Annotated in this window: 24 protein-coding genes and 1 other annotated feature; of the genes, 10 read left to right on the top strand and 14 right to left on the bottom strand. The window is 53.4% G+C overall.

The annotated features are described in order from the left end of the window. Positions 1–370: 370 nt before the first annotated feature. The 3 genes from clpB to rluD all read right to left on the bottom strand — a co-directional run bounded on the left by clpB (position 371) and on the right by rluD (position 4,782). Positions 371–2,944 (bottom strand): ATP-dependent chaperone ClpB, encoded by a 2,574-nt coding sequence (gene clpB / locus IPZ49_RS18990; RefSeq protein ID WP_063146945.1) that lies wholly within the window; start codon positions 2,942–2,944, stop codon positions 371–373. Between the two features lie 129 nt (positions 2,945–3,073). Next, positions 3,074–3,805, bottom strand: a complete 732-nt coding sequence (yfiH, locus tag IPZ49_RS18985; RefSeq protein ID WP_023298396.1) for a purine nucleoside phosphorylase YfiH — start codon at positions 3,803–3,805, stop codon at positions 3,074–3,076. Further along, the gene (gene rluD, locus IPZ49_RS18980) at positions 3,802–4,782 is read right to left on the bottom strand and encodes a 23S rRNA pseudouridine(1911/1915/1917) synthase RluD (protein ID WP_022649057.1); all 981 of its coding nucleotides are present in this window, start codon (positions 4,780–4,782) and stop codon (positions 3,802–3,804) included. The genes yfiH and rluD overlap by 4 nt, the downstream gene beginning before the upstream one ends. A gap of 131 nt (positions 4,783–4,913) precedes the next feature. On the opposite strand from rluD, the gene bamD reads away from it, so the two are divergent. The 4 genes from bamD (at position 4,914) to pheA (ending at position 7,680) form a co-directional block, all read left to right on the top strand. Beyond that, positions 4,914–5,651 (top strand): outer membrane protein assembly factor BamD, encoded by a 738-nt coding sequence (gene bamD, locus IPZ49_RS18975; RefSeq protein ID WP_003863164.1) that lies wholly within the window; start codon positions 4,914–4,916, stop codon positions 5,649–5,651. Between the two features lie 267 nt (positions 5,652–5,918). Further along, complete coding sequence (raiA, locus tag IPZ49_RS18970) at positions 5,919–6,260, top strand: ribosome-associated translation inhibitor RaiA (protein ID WP_006811628.1); 342 nt, start codon at positions 5,919–5,921, stop codon at positions 6,258–6,260. Between the two features lie 103 nt (positions 6,261–6,363). Continuing rightward, positions 6,364–6,489: a sequence feature (Phe leader region), on the top strand. After that, on the top strand, positions 6,365–6,412 hold the full coding sequence (gene pheL, locus IPZ49_RS18965) for a pheA operon leader peptide PheL (protein WP_100229775.1): 48 nt from the start codon (positions 6,365–6,367) through the stop codon (positions 6,410–6,412). (Overlaps the previous feature by 48 nt.) Positions 6,490–6,519: 30 nt before the next feature. Continuing rightward, the gene (pheA, locus tag IPZ49_RS18960; protein WP_023306733.1) at positions 6,520–7,680 is read left to right on the top strand and encodes a bifunctional chorismate mutase/prephenate dehydratase; all 1,161 of its coding nucleotides are present in this window, start codon (positions 6,520–6,522) and stop codon (positions 7,678–7,680) included. Here the strand turns inward: pheA and IPZ49_RS18955 are convergent. Genes IPZ49_RS18955 through aroF form a run of 3 tightly spaced genes read right to left on the bottom strand, consistent with a single transcriptional unit; the run spans position 7,677 to position 10,812 of the window. Beyond that, a complete protein-coding gene (locus tag IPZ49_RS18955) occupies positions 7,677–8,549 on the bottom strand; it encodes an SMP-30/gluconolactonase/LRE family protein (RefSeq protein ID WP_063146944.1) in 873 nt (290 codons plus the stop codon). The genes pheA and IPZ49_RS18955 overlap by 4 nt on opposite strands. Positions 8,550–8,609: 60 nt before the next feature. After that, positions 8,610–9,731 (bottom strand): bifunctional chorismate mutase/prephenate dehydrogenase, encoded by a 1,122-nt coding sequence (tyrA, locus tag IPZ49_RS18950; RefSeq protein ID WP_023298402.1) that lies wholly within the window; start codon positions 9,729–9,731, stop codon positions 8,610–8,612. 10 nt (positions 9,732–9,741) lie between these two features. Then, the gene (gene aroF / locus IPZ49_RS18945; protein ID WP_006811632.1) at positions 9,742–10,812 is read right to left on the bottom strand and encodes a 3-deoxy-7-phosphoheptulonate synthase AroF; all 1,071 of its coding nucleotides are present in this window, start codon (positions 10,810–10,812) and stop codon (positions 9,742–9,744) included. 478 nt (positions 10,813–11,290) lie between these two features. Between aroF and IPZ49_RS18940 the strand changes: the two genes are divergently transcribed. Genes IPZ49_RS18940 through IPZ49_RS18930 form a run of 3 tightly spaced genes read left to right on the top strand, consistent with a single transcriptional unit; the run spans position 11,291 to position 13,535 of the window. Next, entirely contained in the window at positions 11,291–11,827 is a 537-nt protein-coding gene (locus IPZ49_RS18940; protein WP_063146946.1) for a YfiR family protein, read from the top strand. Continuing rightward, the gene (dgcN, locus tag IPZ49_RS18935) at positions 11,820–13,040 is read left to right on the top strand and encodes a diguanylate cyclase DgcN (RefSeq protein WP_063929143.1); all 1,221 of its coding nucleotides are present in this window, start codon (positions 11,820–11,822) and stop codon (positions 13,038–13,040) included. The genes IPZ49_RS18940 and dgcN overlap by 8 nt, the downstream gene beginning before the upstream one ends. 12 nt (positions 13,041–13,052) lie before the next feature. After that, positions 13,053–13,535 carry an OmpA family protein gene (locus IPZ49_RS18930; RefSeq protein WP_063146942.1) on the top strand — a complete coding sequence of 161 codons (483 nt, stop codon included), beginning with the start codon at positions 13,053–13,055 and terminating at the stop codon, positions 13,533–13,535. Positions 13,536–13,537: 2 nt separating this feature from the next. On the opposite strand, the gene IPZ49_RS18925 is transcribed toward IPZ49_RS18930, so the two are convergent. The 7 genes from IPZ49_RS18925 to ffh form a co-directional block, all read right to left on the bottom strand. Next, positions 13,538–14,908, bottom strand: a complete 1,371-nt coding sequence (locus tag IPZ49_RS18925; protein WP_063146941.1) for a PepSY domain-containing protein — start codon at positions 14,906–14,908, stop codon at positions 13,538–13,540. Between the two features lie 38 nt (positions 14,909–14,946). Further along, entirely contained in the window at positions 14,947–15,354 is a 408-nt protein-coding gene (locus tag IPZ49_RS18920; RefSeq protein ID WP_063146940.1) for a DUF2946 domain-containing protein, read from the bottom strand. Positions 15,355–15,486: 132 nt separating this feature from the next. Then, a complete protein-coding gene (gene rplS, locus IPZ49_RS18915; RefSeq protein WP_002914145.1) occupies positions 15,487–15,834 on the bottom strand; it encodes a 50S ribosomal protein L19 in 348 nt (115 codons plus the stop codon). 43 nt (positions 15,835–15,877) lie between these two features. After that, a complete protein-coding gene (trmD, locus tag IPZ49_RS18910) occupies positions 15,878–16,645 on the bottom strand; it encodes a tRNA (guanosine(37)-N1)-methyltransferase TrmD (protein ID WP_003863138.1) in 768 nt (255 codons plus the stop codon). A 31-nt stretch (positions 16,646–16,676) separates the two neighbouring features. Beyond that, entirely contained in the window at positions 16,677–17,216 is a 540-nt protein-coding gene (gene rimM / locus IPZ49_RS18905; RefSeq protein WP_003863136.1) for a ribosome maturation factor RimM, read from the bottom strand. 15 nt (positions 17,217–17,231) lie between these two features. Beyond that, positions 17,232–17,480, bottom strand: a complete 249-nt coding sequence (rpsP, locus tag IPZ49_RS18900) for a 30S ribosomal protein S16 (protein WP_022649067.1) — start codon at positions 17,478–17,480, stop codon at positions 17,232–17,234. Between the two features lie 116 nt (positions 17,481–17,596). Further along, positions 17,597–18,958, bottom strand: a complete 1,362-nt coding sequence (gene ffh, locus IPZ49_RS18895) for a signal recognition particle protein (RefSeq protein WP_003863132.1) — start codon at positions 18,956–18,958, stop codon at positions 17,597–17,599. Positions 18,959–19,124: 166 nt separating this feature from the next. Here ffh and IPZ49_RS18890 point away from each other — a divergent pair, with 166 nt between their 5' ends. Both IPZ49_RS18890 and IPZ49_RS18885 read left to right on the top strand, forming a co-directional pair. Further along, positions 19,125–19,916, top strand: coding sequence for an inner membrane protein YpjD (locus IPZ49_RS18890; protein WP_014832951.1), 792 nt, complete (start codon positions 19,125–19,127; stop codon positions 19,914–19,916). A 19-nt stretch (positions 19,917–19,935) separates the two neighbouring features. After that, positions 19,936–21,222 (top strand): HlyC/CorC family transporter, encoded by a 1,287-nt coding sequence (locus tag IPZ49_RS18885; RefSeq protein WP_026094274.1) that lies wholly within the window; start codon positions 19,936–19,938, stop codon positions 21,220–21,222. 52 nt (positions 21,223–21,274) lie between these two features. Here IPZ49_RS18885 and grpE read toward each other — a convergent pair whose 3' ends face one another. Next, the gene (grpE, locus tag IPZ49_RS18880; protein WP_003863126.1) at positions 21,275–21,868 is read right to left on the bottom strand and encodes a nucleotide exchange factor GrpE; all 594 of its coding nucleotides are present in this window, start codon (positions 21,866–21,868) and stop codon (positions 21,275–21,277) included. A gap of 122 nt (positions 21,869–21,990) precedes the next feature. On the opposite strand from grpE, the gene nadK reads away from it, so the two are divergent. After that, the gene (gene nadK / locus IPZ49_RS18875; protein WP_022649070.1) at positions 21,991–22,869 is read left to right on the top strand and encodes an NAD(+) kinase; all 879 of its coding nucleotides are present in this window, start codon (positions 21,991–21,993) and stop codon (positions 22,867–22,869) included. Positions 22,870–22,940: the final 71 nt, after the last annotated feature.

The following is a 22,940-nucleotide window of genomic DNA, read 5'->3' as shown; positions in this document are numbered from 1 at the left end:
CTTGGTATTCATTTTTCGTCTTGCGACGTTAAGAATCCATGTCACTTTGAGTGCCCACACAGATTGTCTGATAAATTGTTAAAGAGCAGTGCCGCTACGTTTTCGCTGCGGCTCGGGGTGTGCATATTACGCTTTCCCGCTTCAGAGTCAAGCGTTTATTTTGCTTTTCTCTGCTGACCCGGCGGCTTGCGTGCCGTTGTTCCGTGTCAGTGGAGGCGCATTATAGGGAGTTATTCTGAGGCTGCAAGTGCAAAGTGAAAATTATTTACTGACTGCTCACTTTCCAGGCAAAACACATCTCAGACCTTAATTCTTGCCTGGTTTTTAAACAAAAACGAGCCGCAAGCGGCCCGTTTTTGCGTTTTGTGACTTACTGCACTGCCACAATTCGGTCTTCGTTGGCTTCCAGACGGATAACTTTGCCCGGAACCAGCTCCCCGGAAAGGATTTGCTGCGCCAGCGGGTTTTCGATCTGCTGCTGGATTGCACGTTTTAACGGACGCGCGCCATAAACAGGATCGTAACCATTCTCGCTCAGCAGTTTCAGCGCATCATCCGAGATGTGGATTTCATACCCACGCTCTTCCAGACGCTTGTACAGACGCTGCAACTGGATCTGCGCAATCGACGCAATGTGTTTCTCACCCAGCGGATGGAACACGACTACTTCATCAATACGGTTGATGAACTCCGGACGGAAGTTTTGGCTGACCACACCCAGCACCAGATCTTTCATATGGCTGTAATCCAGCTCACCGAAGCGTTCCTGAATCAAATCGGAACCCAGGTTCGAGGTCATGATCACCACCGTGTTACGGAAATCGACCGTTCTTCCCTGCCCGTCCGTCAGGCGTCCATCATCCAGCACCTGCAACAGAATGTTAAACACGTCAGGATGAGCCTTTTCCACTTCATCCAGCAGGATGACGGAATAAGGACGACGACGAACCGCTTCCGTCAGGTAACCGCCCTCTTCATAACCGACATATCCCGGAGGCGCACCGACCAGACGCGAGACAGAGTGTTTCTCCATAAACTCGGACATATCGATACGCACCATCGCGTCATCGCTGTCGAACATAAAGTTAGCCAGCGCTTTACACAGCTCGGTTTTACCGACACCGGTTGGCCCCAGGAACAGGAACGAGCCGATGGGACGATTCGGATCGGACAGCCCCGCACGGCTACGACGAATGGCGTTAGATACCGCTTCGACCGCTTCGTTCTGGCCAATGACGCGCTGATGCAGATCCTGCTCCATACGCAGCAGTTTTTCGCGTTCACTTTCCATCATGCGAGCTACAGGAATCCCCGTCCAGCGCGCCAGCACTTCGGCAATCTCGGCGTCCGTCACTTTATTACGCAACAGACGCATGGTTTTGCCTTCCGACTGCGTGGCGATCTCAAGCTGTTTTTCCAGCTCAGGGATCTTGCCGTACTGTAGCTCGGACATCCGCGCCAGGTCCCCTACGCGACGCGCCTGCTCAATGGCAATTTTCGCCTGCTCCAGCTCCGCCTTGATTGTCTGGGTGCCAGAGAGGGAGGCTTTCTCTGCTTTCCACTCTTCTTCCAGCTCAGAATACTGACGCTCTTTCTCATCCAGCTCTTCGTTGAGCATATCGAGGCGTTTCTTACTCGCTTCATCAGACTCTTTGTTCAATGCCTGCTGTTCCAGCTTGAGCTGAATAATGCGGCGATCGAGTCGGTCCAGCTCTTCCGGTTTCGAGTCAATCTGCATACGGATGCTGGACGCCGCTTCATCGATAAGGTCGATGGCTTTATCCGGCAACTGACGGTCGGCAATGTAACGATGCGAAAGCGTCGCCGCCGCAACGATGGCCGGGTCAGTGATCTGCACATGATGGTGCAGCTCATAACGCTCTTTCAGACCACGCAAAATCGCGATGGTATCTTCAACGCTTGGTTCTGCGACAAACACCTTCTGGAAGCGTCGCTCCAGCGCGGCATCTTTTTCAATGTACTGACGATACTCGTCCAGCGTAGTGGCACCGACGCAGTGAAGTTCACCACGTGCCAGCGCAGGTTTCAGCATGTTCCCTGCATCCATTGCGCCGTCAGCTTTACCTGCCCCCACCATAGTGTGCAGTTCGTCAATAAACAGGATGACGTTGCCTTCCTGTTTCGCCAGATCGTTCAGCACGCCTTTCAGACGCTCTTCAAATTCACCGCGGTATTTCGCCCCGGCCACCAGCGCGCCCATATCCAGCGCCAGTACGCGACGGCCTTTCAGCCCTTCGGGCACTTCGCCATTAACGATACGCTGCGCCAGCCCTTCAACGATGGCGGTTTTACCGACGCCAGGCTCACCAATCAGCACCGGGTTGTTTTTGGTACGGCGTTGCAGTACCTGAATAGTCCGGCGAATTTCTTCGTCGCGACCGATTACCGGGTCAAGTTTGCCCTGCTCGGCACGTTCGGTCAGATCGACCGTAAATTTTTTCAAAGCCTGACGTTGGTCTTCGGCTCCCTGGTCGTTCACGCTTTCACCTCCGCGCATTTTCTCAATCGCCTGGGTCACATTAGCGGTGGTTGCACCGGCGGATTTCAGCAGGTCGGTTAAGGTACCGCGTGATTCAAGCGCCGACAGAACAAACAGCTCTGACGAAATAAAGTTGTCCCCACGTTTTTGCGCCAGCTTGTCGCAAAGGTTCAGTACACGCACCAGATCCTGTGACGGCTGTACGTCGCCACCGGTACCTTCTACCTGCGGTAAACGACTCAGCGCCTGATCGATGGCGGTGCGTAACTGGCCGGCATTAATGCCAGCGGACGTTAACAAAGGACGTATCGATCCCCCTTCCTGATTCAGCAAGGCGCTCATTAAATGAAGAGGTTCGATAAATTGGTTGTCGTGCCCCAGTGCGAGGGACTGGGCATCGGCGAGAGCAAGCTGGAATTTATTAGTAAGACGATCCAGACGCATAACTCCTCCCATAACAGGTCAAATTTGCTACTGGAGATTAAATGAGGTCATCCCTCAATTATTCAAGGTTAATAACCTGAATTATGTGAAAAGAAAACGGCGCGTACCGGATCGTCTTGATTCTTTAGGTTATATCAGCCAAATGAAACTTGCCATACGGCCTGTCGTCTTGTCACGGCGCCAGGAGAAAAAATCACCCTTTTCGGTGAATGTACAGCGATCGCCGCCGAAGATCTGGGTCACGCCGACATTATTAAGGCGCTGGCGGGCAAGCTGATAAATATCGGCCAGATATTTATCGCCGGATGCCACAAACGCATTAACCGCCTGAGGATCTTTTTCCATAAAAGCTTGCCGAACCTCAGGCCCCACTTCAAATGCCTGCGGGCCAATCGCCGGGCCAAGCCAGGCGATGAGATTTGCAGAATCGTCCTGGAAGCAGGCAACGGTCTCTTCAAGTACGCCTTCACACAGGCCACGCCAGCCCGCATGCGCTGCTGCAATCTCCGTACCGGCACGGTTACAAAACAACACCGGCAGGCAATCAGCGGTCATCACCGCGCAAACCGTTCCCGGCGTATTGCTGTACGAAGCATCGGCGCGTTTAGACGCATAGGGCTCACCCGTAAGCTTCAGCACCGCTTTACCGTGCACCTGCTCAAGCCAGACCGGTTTTGAAGGAAGGTTTCCCGCAGCAAAGAGGCGTTTACGGTTCTCTTCGACGTGCTCCAGGTTATCGCCACAGTGCGCACCGAGGTTCAAAGACGCCCACGCACCCTGGCTCACGCCACCGATACGGGTCGAGCTACAGGCGGCCACGCCTTCAGGCAGCGGCCACTCCGGGACAATCAGTTTGGTCATAACCAGTCCACGTGATCCTTATGTTCTTCGAAATCTGCGCGCATCGCGTCGATAAGTTCCACCATATCCTGTGGGATAGGCGCATGCCATTCCATCTGAATTCCGGTGATTGGGTGGTAAAGACGGAGCATCGTCGCATGCAGCGCCTGGCGATCGAATTTACGCAGTACGGAGATGAATTCATCCGATGCGCCCTTTGGTGGACGCGGACGACCGCCGTAAACAGGGTCACCCACCAGTGGATGGGTAATATGCGCCATGTGCACGCGGATCTGGTGAGTACGCCCGGTTTCCAGACGCAGACGCAGGCGTGTATGAATACGGAAATGTTCCATGATGCGGTAGTGGGTCACCGCCGGTTTACCCATCGGGTGCACGGACATATGCGTACGCTTGGTTGGATGACGACTAATCGGCTCTTCCACCGTGCCGCCAGAGGTCATATGACCAATGGCCACCGCTTCATACTCACGGGTGATTTCGCGCAGCTGCAAAGATTCCACCAGTCGAGTCTGGGCGGGGATCGTCTTCGCCACCACCATCAGACCCGTGGTGTCTTTATCCAGACGGTGAACGATACCGGCACGCGGTACGTCAGCTATCGGCGGGTAATAATGAAGGAGTGCGTTAAGTACCGTACCGTCAGGATTACCCGCGCCCGGATGGACGACAAAGTCACGCGGTTTGTTGATGACCAGAATATCGTCATCTTCGTAGACGATATCCAGCGGGATATCCTGCGGCTCGAAGCGGACTTCCTCTTCGATTTCAGCATTGATGGCGACAGCTTCCCCACCAAACACTTTCTCTTTTGGTTTGTCCCAGATCTTGCCGTTTACCAGCACGCGCTGGTCAAGGATCCATTCTTTTATACGTGAACGCGAATAATCAGGGAACAATTCGGCCAAAGCCTGATCTAAGCGTTGACCGAGCTGATTTTCGGAGACTGTTGCGGTGAGTTCTACTCGTTGTGCCATAAACTGCTTCTTCGTTTAACGTTGGGTTTTACGGCTTTGCCGTTTAATATAGTGTGCTATTGTAGCTGGTCTTAATCGGGAGCAGGAACTGAGTTTCTCCCGGACAAACATTTGAGGAAAGTCAAAACGTCATGACGCGCATGAAATATCTGGTGGCAGCGGCCACGTTGAGCCTGGCTTTGGTGGGCTGCTCCGGTTCGAATGAACAGGTCCCTGACAATCCGCCGAATGAAATCTATGCGACTGCACAACAAAAGTTGCAGGACGGTAACTGGAAACAGGCGATAACGCAACTGGAAGCGTTGGATAATCGCTATCCGTTTGGTCCGTATTCACAGCAGGTACAGTTAGATCTGATCTACGCCTACTATAAAAATGCCGATCTGCCGCTGGCTCAGGCAACGATCGATCGTTTCATGCGTCTGAACCCTACCCATCCTAACATCGATTACGTGATGTACATGCGCGGCCTGACTAACATGGCGCTGGATGACAGTGCATTGCAGGGCTTCTTCGGGGTGGATCGTTCTGACCGTGACCCGCAACATGCGCGTGATGCTTTCAATGACTTCTCCAAACTGGTGCGTAGCTACCCGAACAGCCAGTACATTACCGATGCCACTAAGCGTCTGGTGTTCCTGAAAGATCGTCTGGCGAAATACGAGTACTCCGTCGCGGAATACTACACTCGCCGTGGCGCATGGGTTGCCGTGGTTAACCGTGTAGAAGGCATGCTGCGTGATTATCCGGATACCCAGGCCACGCGTGATGGCCTGAAGCTGATGGAGAATGCGTATCGCCAGATGCAGATGACGGCTCAGGCTGACAAAGTGGCGAAAATCATTGCCGCGAACAGCAGCAATACCTGATACCGCTACAACGCATAACGGCAGCCCGCAGGCTGCCGTTTTTTTGTTCTTTCAGACTTACGCTGAAGCGGTTTAGCTTCAACACATCCAGTCAACTATGACCGCAATTGCTGGCTTCGACAAGGTAAATCTCACCTCTTCCTGCCCTGCCTCACAAAAAAGATTCCCTGACAAAAACCGACAAAATAACGTGATCTAAATCACACATTTTGACATTAGGTCGGGTATGCTGGAATCACCAAGACGGAAAGACAAGAGGTAAAATTTATGACAATGAACATTACCAGTAAACAAATGGAAATTACTCCGGCAATCCGCCAGCACGTCGCAGACCGTCTCGCCAAACTGGATAAATGGCAAACACATTTGATTAATCCACATATCATCCTGTCCAAGGAGCCGCAGGGTTTCGTCGCTGATGCAACTATCAATACTCCAAACGGCCATCTGGTCGCCAGCGCTAAACACGAGGATATGTACACTGCAATTAACGATTTGATCAACAAGCTGGAACGGCAGCTCAATAAAGTGCAACACAAAGGTGAAGCCCGTCGCGCCACAACATCGGTGAAAGACGCCAGCTTCGCGGAAGAAGTTGAAGAAGAGTAATCCTTTAAATTGAGTGTACCGACAACGCGCCTTCGGGCGCGTTTTTTATTGACAGGATCAAAACAGTACAGGTACTTTAACCCTATCAATTTCAGGATGACCTAATGAAACAGACGCCGTTTTTCTTCGCATTCTTTTTTACCTTCCCCTGACTGGGAGGCGTTTCGTCGTGTGATAAAGAATGCGAAGACGAACAACAAGGCCTCCCACACCGGGAGGCCTTTTTTATTGATAACGATAAAATGAGACAGACAACACTATGACACCGGAAAACCCGCTCCTGGATTTACGCGTAAAAATCAGTGCACTCGACGAAAAGTTACTGGCCCTGCTGGCAGAACGCCGCGCGCTCGCCATTGAAGTGGGCAAAGCCAAGCTGGATTCTCATCGGCCGGTGCGCGATATCGATCGCGAGCGTGATTTACTGGAACGGTTGATACAGCTCGGCAAAGCGCATCATCTTGATGCCCACTACATCACCCGCCTGTTCCAGCTCATCATTGAAGATTCCGTTCTGACGCAACAGGCCCTGCTCCAGCAGCATCTGAACAAAACCAACCCGCACTCTGCTCGGATCGCTTTCCTCGGCCCGAAAGGTTCTTATTCTCACCTGGCGGCTCGCCAGTACGCAGCCCGTCATTTCGAAGAGTTCATTGAGAGCGGTTGTGCAAAATTTGCAGACATCTTCAACCAGGTCGAAACCGGCCAGGCAGATTACGCCGTGGTGCCTATTGAGAACACCAGTTCCGGCGCCATCAACGATGTTTACGATCTGCTCCAGCACACCAGCCTGTCGCTGGTCGGTGAGCTGACTATTCCTATCGATCACTGCGTGCTGGTCTCTGGCTCAACCGATCTGAGTCAGATCGAAACGGTGTACAGCCACCCGCAGCCGTTCCAGCAGTGCAGCCAGTTCCTGAACCGTTATCCGCACTGGAAAATTGAGTACACCGAAAGCACCTCGGCGGCGATGGAAAAAGTGGCGCAGGCAAACTCTCCTGCCGTCGCGGCACTCGGTAGCGAAGCGGGCGGCGCGCTGTATGGCTTACAGGTGCTGGAACGCAATCTGGCCAACCAGACGCAAAATATCACCCGTTTCGTGGTTCTTGCCCGCAAGGCCATCAACGTGTCGGACCAGGTCCCGGCGAAAACCACCCTGCTGATGGCGACCGGCCAGCAGGCGGGTGCGCTGGTTGAAGCGCTGCTGGTGCTGCGTAATCACAACCTGATCATGACGAAGCTGGAATCCCGCCCAATACATGGCAACCCGTGGGAAGAGATGTTCTATCTCGACGTTCAGGCCAACCTGGAGTCTGCATCCATGCAGAAAGCCCTGCGCGAACTGGGCGAGATCACACGCTCCATGAAAGTACTGGGCTGCTATCCGAGCGAAAACGTGGTCCCGGTCGATCCGGCTTAATGTTCGATAAAGCGGCTTTTCTTCATCCCTGCCACATTTACAGGCAGGGTGAAGATGGCACCGGAAAGCGGGTATTTCGCCAGCTCCTCCGCCTCCATATTTTCCCGCGTGGTGGTGATAAACAGCGTTTTCATATCGTCGCCGCCAAAGCAGACCATTGTCGGGCAGCGTACCGGCAGCCGGTATTCTTCCAGCTGTACGCCTTGCGGTGAAAACCGTGCGATACGCCAGCCGTCAAACAGTGCGCTCCAGTAGCAGCCTTCCTCATCCATTGCCGCTCCGTCGGGTATACCCTCTCCCTCACTAAAACGGCGAAACTCTTCGCGCTTACCGGGTTCCCCCTGCTTATCAAGCGGCGTACGGTAGATCACACCGTTCGGCGTATCAGAAGTAAACATCCACCGTTTGTCAGGACTAAACGCTAAACCGTTATGCCCCTGAATATCGCACTGGATCACTTTCGGTGTCAGGTCGTTGTCGATACGCATCAACATGGCGCCGTTATAATCTCCCGGCCCCCAGAACGTGCCCGCATAAAACCGTCCCTGATGGTCGGTGCCTCCATCGTTAAAGCGTGCAAGCTGCGGGTTGGACGGGTTATCGCAAACCTTACGCTGGAGCAGGCCGTGTTTATCGGTCAGCCAGATGGCGTTTCGCATCGCGACGATAAATCCGCCGCGTTCACGCAGGGCAAAACACCCAACTTCTTCATGGAATGAGAGCACCGAGTGTTCCGCGGTGGGCAGATGGTACCGATGAATCTCCCCTTCCAGAATATCCGCCCAGTAGAGCGCCTTCTCTTCAGCACTCCACGTCGGGCATTCGGGCAGATGCCCGGTATAGTTCAACAGCAGCTGTGGTTCAGCCATGACAGTTCCCCAAAATGAAAAAAGCCAGCATTGCTGGCTTTCAGTATATACATCATCAGATTACTGGCGACTGTCATTTGCCTGGCGCAACAGCGTGCGGCTTTCACTCTGGAATCGCGTGGCGTAATCACCGAACCAGTGCTCCACTTTACGGAAACTGTCGATAAACGCTTGTTTATCGCCGTGTTCCAGCAAGGTGATCGCTTCGCCAAAACGCTGATAGTAGCGCTTGATCAGCGCCAGGTTATTTTCAGACGACATGATGATGTCGGCGTAAAGCTGTGGATCCTGGGCAAACAGTCGCCCGACCATCGCCAGCTCCAGACGATAAATTGGCGAGGAAAGCGCCAGCAATTGTTCAAGCTGAACGTTCTCTTCCGCCAGGTGCAGACCATAGGCGAAGGTTGCAAAGTGGCGCAGCGCCTGAATAAACGCCATGTTCTGATCGTGCTCAACCGCACTGATACGGTGCAAACGTGCCCCCCAGACCTGAATCTGTTCCAGGAACCACTGATACGCTTCCGGCTGACGACCGTCGCAGTAAACCACTACCTGCTTCGCCAGGCTGCCGCTGTCCGGGCCAAACATCGGGTGTAACCCAAGCACGGGCCCGGTGTGCGCCGCCAGCATTGCCTGTAGAGGGCCATTTTTAACGGACGCCAGATCCACCAGAATGCAATCTTCCGGCAGCGGAGGAAGTTTCGCGATAATCTGCTCCGTCACATGAATCGGTACGCTGACGATAACCATTCCGGCATCCTTAATGAGCTCCGGCGCATGCGGCCAGTCCTCTTTTTCCAGGATGCGCACCTGATAGCCAGAAAGCGTCAGCATTTTTTCAAACAGACGCCCCATCTGGCCGCCGCCACCGACAATCACCACCGGACGCAGCGACGGACAGAGAGTTTTGAAGCCCTTGTCGTTTTCGCTGGAATAGGATTCCCGCATCACACGACGCAGGACATCTTCAATTAAGTCCGGTGAAACGCCCAGCGCCTGTGCCTCTTTACGGCGGGAGGCGAGCATAGAGGCCTCACGCTCCGGAACGTAAATTGGCAGGCCGTATTTGCTTTTAACTTCGCCGACCTCAGCAACCAGTGCCATGCGGCGCGCCAGCAGGTCCAGCAACGCCTTATCCACTTCATCAATTTGATCGCGTAATGCGGTCAATTCAGCAACCATAACTATCCTCTTATGCCAGACGCGTCGCCAGCTGGCCGTTCAAATCTTTGTGGATCTCACGCAGTAGCGCATCAGTGGTTTCCCAGCTGATGCAAGCATCCGTGACCGAGACGCCGGGCTTCATCGCGCTACGCGGCTGTTCCGATGACTGATTGCCTTCATGAATATTACTTTCAATCATCAGGCCGATAATTGAACGGTTACCATCTTTAATCTGTGCAATCACAGATTCTGCAACCGCAGGCTGGCGACGGTAATCTTTATTCGAATTACCATGACTGCAATCTACCATCAGCGCCGGACGCAGTCCCGCCTGTTCCATCTCTTTTTCACACTGCGCGACATCCGCCGGGCTGTAGTTTGGCGCTTTACCACCGCGCAGGATCACATGCCCGTCCGGATTGCCCTGCGTTTGCAGCAGGCATACCTGGCCCGCCTGGTTGATCCCGACAAAACGATGGGGCATAGCGGCGGCGCGCATGGCGTTAATCGCCGTGGCCAAGCTGCCGTCGGTACCGTTTTTAAAACCAACCGGCATAGACAGGCCAGACGCCATCTCGCGGTGGGTTTGTGACTCGGTGGTGCGCGCCCCAATCGCAGACCAGCTAAACAGATCGCCGAGGTACTGCGGGCTGTTCGGATCCAGCGCTTCGGTTGCCAGCGGCAGCCCCATGCTGACCAGCTCCACCAGCAGGCGACGCGCAATCTTCAGGCCCGCTTCCACATCAAACGAGCCATCCATGTGCGGATCGTTAATCAACCCTTTCCAGCCAACCGTTGTACGTGGCTTTTCAAAATAGACGCGCATCACCAGATAGAGGCTATCGCTGACCTCCTCCGCTAATGCTTTAAATCGACGAGCGTACTCAATGGCGGTTTCAGGATCGTGAATGGAGCAAGGACCACATACCACCAGCAGGCGCGGATCGCGGCCTGCGATAATGTCAGAAATGGTCTGGCGAGAGTGCTCAATCTGAGCTTCCTGCGCGACGCTCAGCGGGAATTCCGCCTTCAGTTGATCCGGGGTGATTAACACCTGTTCGTCAGTGATATGTACGTTGTTCAGCGCGTCTTTTTGCATGATTGCGATCCTGTAAAACTCGTTTGCGATAGTGGTTTTCCTCGAAGAGGTGACACAACGATAACACATCAAGTAAAGATTTCAATCCAAAATACGTACAGATTATTTTACAGCAGCCATTTAAATGCCAAATCACAGGTTAAAATCGTAAACATAAAATTACACATACGCTTTTAACGCCAGTCTACGCTCACACCAGGCACGCTATCCCGGCGCTGGCCGTTAGCTTAATTATCCTCGGGTGAATTGAGGGAAAGTTGCGTGGCTACATAAATCCTGGCAACAAAAAATGAATAAAAGTATGAATTCCAGCAGACTTAATTGAGCCTGCCTAAATTACTTTGAATATCGTGCTCTGTAAGATTTAGCTTAGGTCAAGACAGGGATATTTCTGACATAATGACGGCTTTGAGAAAGAATGGTATTCTGCCGGAAATTCATAAGGGCATCTATTTCCGGGGCGGTTTGGCGGATTCTGATGAGAAATACATTCTTGATCGCTTTGCTTCACCTCCCCCTGGCGCTAATGCTGTTCATTTTGGTGAGCCCTGCAAGGGCAGGCTCGCTCACGGAAACGGATAAATCGGTACGTTCGATTGTTTCTGGTATTGTGAGCTACACCCGATGGCCAGCACTTTTCGGCCAGCCTAAGCTCTGTATTTATGCCTCTTCCCGTTACAGACAGGCGCTCAGCAGTGAAGATGTAAATAACCCGTTGCCCTATAGTCCTGTCATTGTGCATAGCGATCGGGAAGCACTCACAGCAAGGTGCGATGCCCTCTATTTCGGGAGCGAATCACCGGCAAAACAACAGGAAATAATAAATCAATATCAGGGCCAGGCGTTGCTATTAATGTCAGAGCAAAATCCTGAATGCGTTATTGGCAGCGCATTTTGTCTGATAATAGAGCACAATAAGGTCAGGTTTTCCGTAAATCTGGATGCGCTGACGCGCAGTGGCGTAAGAGTCAATCCGGATGTATTAATGCTCGCACGGAATAAGAAGCATGAATAAGGAAGTCACACCAACACCGCGTCCGACGTTTAAAAGAACGTTGCGGCGAATCAGCATGATAAGCGTCATTATAACGATGACGTTTATATGGTTGCTGCTGTGTTTCGCTTCCGTGGTGACATTAAAGCAATACGCGCAAAAAAAACTCGAACTCACCGGCGCCACCATGAGCCACAGCCTTGAGGCCTCTCTGGTGTTCAACGATGCCGTGGCGGCAAATGAAACGCTGGCGACCCTCGGCAAGCAGGGGCAATTTGCCGTGGCGGAAGTGCTTAATGCACATCATAAACGGTTTGCCTGGTGGTCGTGGAACCCGGCGGATAATACCGACACGCTGGGCGCGCTGGTCAACCGGTGGTTGTTCCCTGTTCCTGTCGCACAGCCCATCATACATAACGGTAATGTGATTGGCGAAATTCGTCTGACCGCACGAGACAGCCTGATTAGCCACTTTATCTGGCTCTCATTTGCGGTCCTCACCGGCTGCATTCTTTTTGCCTCTGCCGTCGCATTGACCATCACCCGCTCGCTACATCATGGCATGGTTGTTGAAATGCAAAACATCACTGACGTTGTGCATGACGTCCGTACCAACCGCAACTTCTCTCGCCGGGTAACGGAAGGCCGCATTGAAGAGTTCCACCAGTTTGGTGAAGACTTCAACAGCCTGCTGGATGAAATGGAAGAGTGGCAGCTCAAGCTACAGGCGAAAAACGCTCAACTGTTGCGTACCGCCATGCACGATCCGCTCACGGGGCTTGCAAACCGCGCCGCGTTTCGCAACAACATTGCGGCCTTAATGAATGACGCTTCGGCAAAGACCAATTCTGCCCTGCTCTTCCTGGACGGTGATAACTTCAAGTTTATTAACGACACCTGGGGCCATGCCGCGGGCGACTGCGTACTGATCGAAGCCGCAAAAAGGATGGTCGAATTTGGCGAAAAACGTCATCAGTCTTACCGTCTTGGCGGCGACGAGTTTGCCATGATCCTTTATGGCGTCCACACCGCGCGTGAGGTCGAATATATTTGCGCTGCGCTGTCGCAGCAATTTATCCGTCCGTTTGATCTGCATAACGGACACACAGCATCAATGTCACTCAGCATTGGCTTTGCTCTGGCGTGGGAAAATGCCTCCGTCGAGGCATTGCTTGAGCAAGCCGATCGCAATATGTACCTGGTCAAAAACCAGCGTTCGAAAACAATACCCTGAAAGGAAGACGATATGTTGAAGCGATACTTCGCGCCGTTGTTACTGGCATCTCTGTTTATGTCCGGGTGCCAGACGCCGGAGGGTAAATTCACACCAGAGCAAATCGCGGCCATGAAGTCCTACGGCTTTAACGAACTGAATGGCGACTGGTCCCTGGGCCTGTCGGATAAGATCCTGTTTGATAAAAATGACGCCAGACTGCGTCCGGAAAGTGAAACGCAGATCCAGACTATGGCCTCACGTCTGGCGGCAACCGGTCTGAATCATGCCCGGATGGACGGCCATACTGATAACTATGGCGAAGAGAGCTACAACGAAGCGCTTTCGTTAAAACGTGCCAATGTTGTAGCGGATGCCTGGGCGAAGGGCGCGAACATCCCGCGCAGCAACCTCACTACGCGGGGTTTAGGCAAAAAATATCCTGTCAGCAGCAACCGTACTGCGCAAGGGCGCGCTGAAAACCGCCGTGTTGCGGTAGTTATCAGTACGCCTTAAGGCTATTTAGCGGATGTGCCGGCGAGCGACACGCCTGAAGCCGCTCGCCAGCGCAGCCAGTCAATCACGATAAATACCGCCAGACTGACGCCCATTACCGGCAACGCCAGCCCCAGCAGGAGGCTTATCATGAACGTCACTCCCCTTCCCCACAGCGGCAATGCCAGCCAGCTTTGACAGAGCGTCTGTACCGGGTTCGCGGCTGACATCGCAGGACGACGCATCCACCACATCCGGTATCCCCAGATAATCAGCACGCACAGCGCAACGCCAAACGCGATGAGCAGCAGCTGATTTGCCAGACCAAACAGGATCCCCATATGGAAATCCACGCCCCAGCGGGTGAGTTTAGCCATCAGCGGGAAATCCCCAAAGCGAGTCCTGTCCAGCACATTCAGAGATTGAGGGTCCACGGCAACGGCATCAACCTGCGTCGGCCAGCGGCGATCGATTTCCGTCACCGTCCAGGCCTGGTCGACCCTGCTTGCCGGACGGATCTCAACGTTGTTCGCATCAATTCCTGACTGGCGGGCGGCCTGCAATACGCTGTCAAAAAGCGACAGTTCAACAGGCATTTCAGGCATCGACATTCCGCCGTGATGACCACGATGTTCGGCGTGTTCATCCATCATTTCCGGCGCACCGGAAAGGGTGGTGTTTACCTGCGGCGTCAGCCAGTTCATCTCTGCACGCAGCTTATCGACGTTGCCACCGGCCCATTGTGACCAGGTTAACCCGGTGACTGAGAACAGCAGCATTCCCGCCAGTAACGTCCAGCCTAAGATCACATGCAGGCGACGACGATTCTGGAAACGATTGTTAATACGGCGCTTCGGTCGGGTATAGAACCACAGCGCGATCCCGCCCAGGGCAGCAACCCACATCCACGAGGCGGCTAACTCGCTATAGAGGCGCCCGAGGTTGCCCAGCATCAGCGAGGTATGCAGATAATCGATAGTCTGACGCAGCGGTAAAATCCCGCTGGTGCCGTATACGGTCATATCCCCTCGAACCTCAAGGCTGGCGGGATCAATAAAAATAGCCCGATGCTCGGAGGGACCCAGCGCCGGGTCGGCAAACATCACGCGGGTCGTTTCGCCCTCTTCCAGCCCCGGACGAACGGCATGCAGACGCAGATCTGATTCTACGGCCTTTTCGGCCGCGGCAATTTGTGCAGCAAGAGGCTGCGCCTCACCCACGGCATCCGTGTGGAGTGCATGATGGTACAGCGCATTTTCAAGCTGCGGCGTGGCGACATACAGCGTACCGGTCAGCGCTGCGAAGAAAATAAACGGACCAACAAACAGCCCGATATAGAAATGGAGGCGACGCAGCAGGTTTCCCCATGCCGCGCGCGGAGTGCAGGTAGTCATACTTTTCCTTTTTAAGGCAAAAAGTGAGTGATTTTGTTTTAAAGGGAGAAAGCAGACCGACGCGGCGGCGCGCGGGTATCGGGGTAAAGCCAGGGGAAAAAGTGCCAGTGGCTGACCGCCTGACGAGGCGGCTTCATGCGCAACCGCTGCAACACCACGCTGAGCAGAACGATAAGCGCCAGCATCACGCCCGGCACATGCGCTAACAGCACGCAGTAGCCGCAGGCTTCCGCATGGTCAACTGGTGGCATGGAATGCGGCATATCCCCATGATGCTCGTCCATCGACATCATGCTCATGTCATGGTGCATGCCCGGCATGGCGCTCATGGGATCTTTTTGCAGCGAGACGGAGATCAGCGGCGCCACGACGATCAGCAGGATCGCAAACAGCGCGGTCAATGCCGCTGCGCGTTTCCAGCTATGCTGATGCAGTACGTTATCCACTTACCCTCCCCCCAAGAGGCGAACATTGTAAATGATTTATGACGGAAGGGTTAACGCGAGAGGTGCGATGGGATAAAAAAAGGGCCAGCCTTTCGGCCAGCCCTTTCTGACAGGATGTCGCTTAAGCGAATCTTAGTTCAGACGCTCTTTAATACGAGCAGACTTACCAGTACGCTCACGCAGGTAGTACAGTTTAGCTTTACGTACAGCACCACGACGTTTAACAGCAATGCTGTCAACTACCGGAGAGTGAGTCTGGAAGACACGCTCAACGCCTTCGCCGTTGGAAATTTTACGAACAGTGAATGCAGAGTGCAGACCGCGGTTACGAATAGCGATAACCACGCCCTCGAATGCCTGCAGACGTTTTTTGGAACCTTCAACAACCCATACTTTCACTTCCACGGTGTCACCTGGACGGAAGGAAGGTACGTCCTGCTTCATCTGCTCTTGTTCAAGTTGCTTAATAATGTTGCTCATAATTTAATCTCTTATCCTGGGTAAACTGATATTCGGGAGCGTATTACGCTTTCCCATCATGTTCATGCTGCTGATGCGCGTGTTCGGTTTTGAACTCGGCCAGCAACTTTGCTTGCTCTTCAGTCAGAGCCAGGTTTTCCAGAAGTTCAGGTCTTCTAAGCCAGGTCCGGCCCAGCGACTGCTTCAAACGCCAGCGACGTATCTCGGCATGGTTTCCAGACAGTAACACTGCCGGGACTTCCATCCCTTCTAACACTTCAGGACGAGTATAGTGTGGACAGTCCAGCAATCCATCGGCAAAGGAATCTTCCGTTGCCGAAGCTTCATGGCCCAGAACCCCCGGAATAAACCGGGCGACGGAGTCAATCAACGTCATTGCTGGTAGCTCACCACCGCTGAGAACGTAATCGCCGATAGACCATTCTTCGTCAATCTCGGTTTGAATTACGCGCTCATCTATCCCTTCGTAGCGACCACAGACCAGAATCAGCTTTTGATTCGTCGCCAGTTCGCTCACGCCCGCTTGATCAAGCTTGCGTCCCTGAGGTGACAGATAAATCACCTTCGCGCCTTCACCTGCCGCGGCTTTTGCTGTGTGAATGGCGTCCCGTAAGGGTTGCACCATCATCAACATCCCCGGTCCGCCGCCGTAAGGACGATCGTCCACGGTACGGTGCCGGTCATGCGTGAAGTCACGAGGACTCCAGCTCTGGATGCTCAGCAGGCCATTCTTTACTGCCCGGCCAGTTACCCCGTAATCGGTAATCGCGCGGAACATTTCAGGAAACAGGCTAATTATGCCAATCCACATAGCGCCGTCTTTTACCGTTTATCCGGAGAATTTAAAAACCAGGATCCCAATCTACTTCAATGGTTTGAGTAGTGAGATCGACTTTCTTGATAACCTGTCCATCGAGGAACGGGACCAACCGCTCCTTGATGCCAAATGCATCTTTCAGGTTTGCCTTAATGACGAGAACGTCATTTGACCCGGTTTCCATCATGTCGATGACTTTCCCCAGGCTGTAGCCTTCAGTGGTCACTACCTGGCAACCCATAAGGTCTTTCCAGTAGTAGTCACCCTCTTCCAGTTGCGGCAACTGCGACGAATCCACGACAATTTCACAATTAGTCAGCGCATTCGCGGCATCTCGATCGTCAATGCCTTTCAGCTTGATGATGATGTCCTGATTGTGGTGACGCCAGCTTTCCAGCTCGACCTCTTCCCACTTACCGGCTTTCTGGATAAACCAGGGCTGGTAATCAAAAATGCTATCAGCGTCTTCAGTGGAGGAAAACACTCTGAGCCAACCACGGATACCGTAGCAAGAACCCATTTTTCCCAATACGATCGGTTCAACAGGTGCTTTATTGCTCATCATGACCACCGTGACAGATTAAGCTGCTTTGTTTGCTGCTTTGATCAGCGTAGCAACGCGATCGGAAACAGTAGCGCCCTGGCCAACCCAGTGAGCGATACGATCCAGATCCAGACGAGTTTCTTCTTCTGCGCCAGAGGCCAGTGGGTTGAAGAAACCAACGCGCTCAATGAAGCGACCGTTGCGTGCATTACGGCTGTCAGTCACAACAACCTGGTAGAACGGACGCTTTTTAGCGCCGTGACGTGCTAAACGAATAGTTACCATAACATCCTCTTGTGTGAATAAAACAACCGGGCCCCATCGAGGAACGGAGCCCGGGTGTCATATTAAAAGCCCGAAAATTTTACTCATTTTCGGGCAAAAAGCAATCTCAAAAGCGATTATCGCCCAGGAAAACCGGGCGGCATCATGCCTTTCATGCCGCGCATCATCTTCGCCATGCCGCCTTTCTTCATTTTCTTCATCATGCGCTGCATGTCGTCGAACTGTTTCAGAAGGCGGTTAACGTCCTGGACCTGCATGCCGCAACCGGCTGCGATACGGCGCTTGCGGGAACCTTTGATGATTTCTGGCTTCGCGCGCTCTTTCAGCGTCATCGAGTTGATGATTGCCTCCATACGCACCAGCACTTTGTCATCCATCTGGGATTTGACGTTGTCCGGGATCTGCCCCATACCCGGCAGTTTACCCATCAGGCTTGCCATACCGCCCATGTTTTTCATCTGACGCAGTTGCTCAAGGAAGTCGGTCAGATCGAAACCGTCACCTTTTTTCAGCTTGCTGGCGAGTTTTTCAGCCTGCGCGCGGTCAACCTTGCTTTCGATATCTTCGATCAGCGACAGCACGTCGCCCATGCCGAGGATACGGGAGGCAATACGATCCGGGTGGAACGGCTCCAGCGCTTCGGTTTTCTCGCCCACGCCGAGGAACTTAATTGGCTTACCAGTAATATGACGAATAGACAGCGCCGCACCGCCGCGAGCGTCACCGTCGACTTTGGTCAGCACCACGCCGGTTAACGGCAGGGCTTCGTTAAACGCTTTCGCGGTGTTCGCCGCATCCTGACCGGTCATGGCGTCGACAACAAACAGGGTCTCTACCGGATTGATAGAAGCATGAACCTGCTTGATTTCGTCCATCATCGCTTCGTCAACGTGCAGTCGACCGGCGGTATCCACCAGCAGCACGTCGTAGAATTTCAGCTTCGCCTCTTTCAGCGCCGCATTAACGATGTCAACAGGCTTCTGCGCCACGTCGGACGGGAAGAAGTCTACGCCAACCTGCTCGGCCAGCGTTTCCAGCTGTTTGATCGCCGCCGGGCGATACACGTCCGCCGAAACCACCAGCACTTTTTTCTTGTGCTTTTCGCGCAGGAATTTCCCCAGCTTACCGACGCTGGTGGTTTTACCCGCACCTTGCAGACCCGCCATCAGCACGACGGCCGGTGGCTGAGCCGCCAGGTTAAGCACCTGATTCTCTTCGCCCATCGCCGAAACCAGCTCGTTACGGACGATTTTGACGAACTCCTGACCCGGAGTCAGGCTCTTGTTAACTTCATGACCAACCGCTTTCTCTTTCACGCGGTTGATAAAATCACGCACGACCGGCAACGCAACGTCTGCTTCCAGCAGCGCCATGCGCACTTCGCGCAGCGTTTCCTTGATGTTCTCTTCGGTGAGGCGTCCACGGCCGCTGATGTTGCGCAGCGTGCGCGACAAACGATCGGTTAAATTATCAAACATTGTCTCTCGCCTGGGGTAGAAACGTTAGGTCGCCTGGGCGACACATACACAGAATTTTGCCGGAGTATAACATGAAGGCGCCTTTGTTGTTATGCAACGGTTGGAGCAGGCGTCACGTAACGTTATACTGCTTCTCTTTCTTATTAAGACAACTGTCGACGCCTATATGCCTGTTTTCGCACTGATCGCCCTTGTTGCCTACTCTGTCAGCCTCGCGCTGATCATTCCTGGCCTGCTGCAAAAAAACAGCGGCTGGCGGCGCATGGCTATTCTTTCGGCAGTGATCGCACTGATTAGCCATGCGTTTGCGCTGGAATCACGCATCATTCCCGGCGACGGCAGCGTGCAAAATCTAAGCGTGCTGAACGTCGGCTCGCTGGTCAGCCTGATGATCTGTACGGTCATGACCATTGTCGCGTCTAAAAATCGTGGCTGGCTGCTGCTGCCGATAGTCTACGCCTTTGCGCTGATCAACCTGGCGTTAGCCACGTTCATGCCCAATGAGTTTATTACCCATCTGGAAGCCACGCCGGGGATGCTGGTGCATATCGGCCTGTCTCTATTCTCCTACGCGACGCTGATCATCGCCGCCCTTTACGCCATGCAGCTCGCCTGGATCGACTACCAGCTGAAAAATAAAAAGCTGGCGTTTAACCATGAAATGCCGCCGCTGATGGTGATTGAGCGTAAGATGTTCCACATCACCCAGGTCGGCGTGGTTTTGCTGACGCTGACGCTGTGCACGGGCTTGTTTTATATGAAGAACCTGTTCAGCGTGGAGAATATCGATAAAGCGGTCCTCTCCATCATCGCGTGGTTTGTCTATATTGTCCTGTTATGGGGCCATTATCATGAAGGCTGGCGCGGTCGTCGCGTGGTCTGGTTCAACGTTGCGGGTGCGGGCATTCTCACGCTTGCCTATTTTGGTAGCCGCTTCATACAGCAATTTGCTGGCTAAGTAACAAAAGGAGTTCCCCCTGGAACACATCTCTACCACCACGCTGATCGTCATTCTGGTCATCATGGTGGTCATCTCCGCTTATTTCTCTGGCTCTGAAACCGGCATGATGACGCTGAACCGCTACCGGTTACGTCATCGCGCCAAGCAGGGTAACCGTGCCGCGCGTCGTGTCGAAAAGCTTCTGCGTAAGCCGGACCGTCTGATTAGCCTGGTGCTTATCGGTAACAACCTGGTCAATATTCTCGCCTCTGCACTGGGCACCATCGTCGGGATGCGTCTGTACGGCAACGCAGGCGTGGCGATTGCCACAGGTGTGCTCACGTTTGTGGTGCTGGTGTTTGCGGAAGTGCTGCCCAAAACCATCGCGGCGCTTTACCCGGAAAAAGTCGCCTACCCGAGCAGCTTCCTGTTAGCACCGCTGCTTATTCTGATGATGCCGCTGGTCTGGCTGCTGAATATGGTGACACGGGTGCTGATGCGCATGGTTGGTATAAAGGCAGACGTCACCATCAGTAGCGCGCTCAGCAAAGACGAACTGCGTACCATCGTGAACGAATCCCGCTCGCAGATCTCCCGTCGCAATCAGGACATGCTCCTGTCGGTGCTGGATCTGGAAAAGGTCAGCGTTGACGACATCATGGTGCCGCGCAATGAAATCGTCGGGATTGATATTAACGACGACTGGAAGGCCATTGTCCGCCAGCTGACGCACTCCCCGCACGGGCGTATCGTCCTCTATCGCGATTCTCTCGACGATGCCATCAGCATGCTGCGCGTGCGCGAGGCCTATCGTCTGATGACTGAGAAAAACGAGTTCACCAAAGAGGTGATGCTGCGCGCCGCCGACGAAATTTACTACGTGCCGGAAGGCACCCCACTGAGCACGCAGCTGGTGAAGTTCCAGCGAAACAAGAAGAAAGTCGGTCTGGTGGTGGATGAATACGGCGACATACAGGGGCTGGTGACGGTCGAAGATATTCTGGAAGAGATTGTCGGGGACTTTACCACGTCAATGTCGCCTTCCCTTGCAGAAGAAGTCACCCCGCAAAACGACGGGTCAGTGCTTATCGACGGCAGCGCCAACATTCGTGAAATCAATAAAGCGTTTAACTGGCATTTGCCGGAAGACGAAGCGCGGACGATGAACGGAATGATCCTGGAAGCGCTGGAAGAGATCCCGGCGGCAGGCACGCGCGTGCGCATTGAGCAGTATGATATTGATATTCTGGACGTTCAGGACAACATGATTAAGCAGGTGAAGGTCCTGCCCGTTAAACCTTTACGCGAAAGTATCGCCGAGTAATGTTGTAGGCCGGGTAAGGCGAAGCCGCCACCCGGCACTACGGGTCGGCAAATTACGCTTTCGCTTTCGCCACGGTCACCATCGCAGCGCGAATAGTACGACCGTTCAGGGTATACCCTTTCTGCATCACGCCCAGCACGTTACCCGCGGCAACGTCTTCGGATTCCACCATCGCAATGGCCTGGTGAACGTTTGGATCCAGTGGTACATCCGTATCGGCAATCACTTCAACACCGAACTTACGCACCACATCCAGCATGGATTTCAGCGTCAGCTCGATGCCTTCAATCATCGCCGCATTATCCGGATTAGCTTTATCCGCCACTTCCAGCGCGCGATCCAGGCTGTCGATCACCGGAAGCAGTTCGTTGACGAATTTCTCCAGCGCAAATTTGTGCGCCTTTTCAACGTCCAGCTCGGTACGACGGCGCAGGTTTTCCATTTCCGCTTTGATACGCAGTACGCCATCGCGTTCGCGATTCTGCGCTTCTACCAACTGAGCTTCCAGATTGGCAATTTTTTCATCGCGCGGGTCCACCTGCTCAGCAGACGTGTCTGGCTCTACTGCCTCAACTTCATCGTGCTGTTCCGTGATAATTTCTTCAGGGGCTTGCCCCTCAGGCGTTTTCTGTTCTTTACTACTCATGAATTTCTCCGCGTTTTTCTGCATTCATCTCGCTAACTTCGCTTATTATGGGGATCAGTTTCCTGGATTCAAGGGAACAAGGCAGATTGTCATCATTCATCAGGCACAAGGACCTCCAGAAAATGAATAATCATTTCAGGTGTATTGGGATCGTCGGCCATCCGCGTCACCCTACCGCATTGACGACACATGAAATGTTGTATCGCTGGCTGTGTGGTAAAGGCTATGAAGTGATGGTCGAGCAGCAGATCGCCCAGGAGTTGCAGCTTAAAAGCGTCAGAACCGGCACGCTGGCGGAAATTGGCCAGCAGGCGGATCTCGCCGTGGTGGTCGGCGGCGACGGCAATATGCTGGGCGCGGCGCGAACGCTGGCTCGCTATGATATTAAGGTTATTGGTATTAACCGTGGCAATCTTGGTTTCCTGACCGACCTCGACCCGGACAATGCGCAACAGCAGCTGGCGGACGTGCTGGAAGGTCACTATATCAGTGAAAAACGGTTTTTACTTGAAGCCCAGGTCTGCCAGCAGGACTGCCAGAAGCGCATCAGCACCGCTATTAACGAGGTGGTTCTCCACCCTGGTAAAGTGGCGCACATGATCGAGTTCGAAGTCTATATCGACGAAATCTTCGCTTTCTCGCAGCGCTCTGACGGGCTGATTATTTCAACCCCGACGGGGTCAACTGCCTACTCGCTTTCAGCCGGAGGCCCAATCCTGACGCCCTCGCTGGATGCGATCACCCTGGTGCCGATGTTCCCGCATACGCTCTCGGCGCGTCCGCTGGTGATAAACGGCGACAGCACCATCCGCCTGCGTTTTTCACATCGCCGCAGCGACCTGGAGATCAGCTGCGACAGCCAGATTGCGCTTCCCATTCAGGAAGGAGAAGATGTCCTCATTCGCCGCTGCGATTATCACCTGAACCTTATCCATCCAAAAGATTACAGTTATTTCAATACATTAAGCTCAAAACTCGGCTGGTCAAAAAAATTGTTCTGATTTTACATCCAGCGCTTTACTGTATATAAAACCAGTTTATACTGTATACAAACACAGTTATGGTTTTTCAT

Origin of the sequence: Enterobacter cloacae complex sp. S2, assembly GCF_015159675.1 — a bacterium.
Lineage (GTDB): Bacteria > Pseudomonadota > Gammaproteobacteria > Enterobacterales > Enterobacteriaceae > Enterobacter > Enterobacter intestinihominis.
The sequence above is the reverse complement of the archived record's forward strand: the minus strand, read 5'-3'. Positions and strand labels throughout refer to the sequence as shown.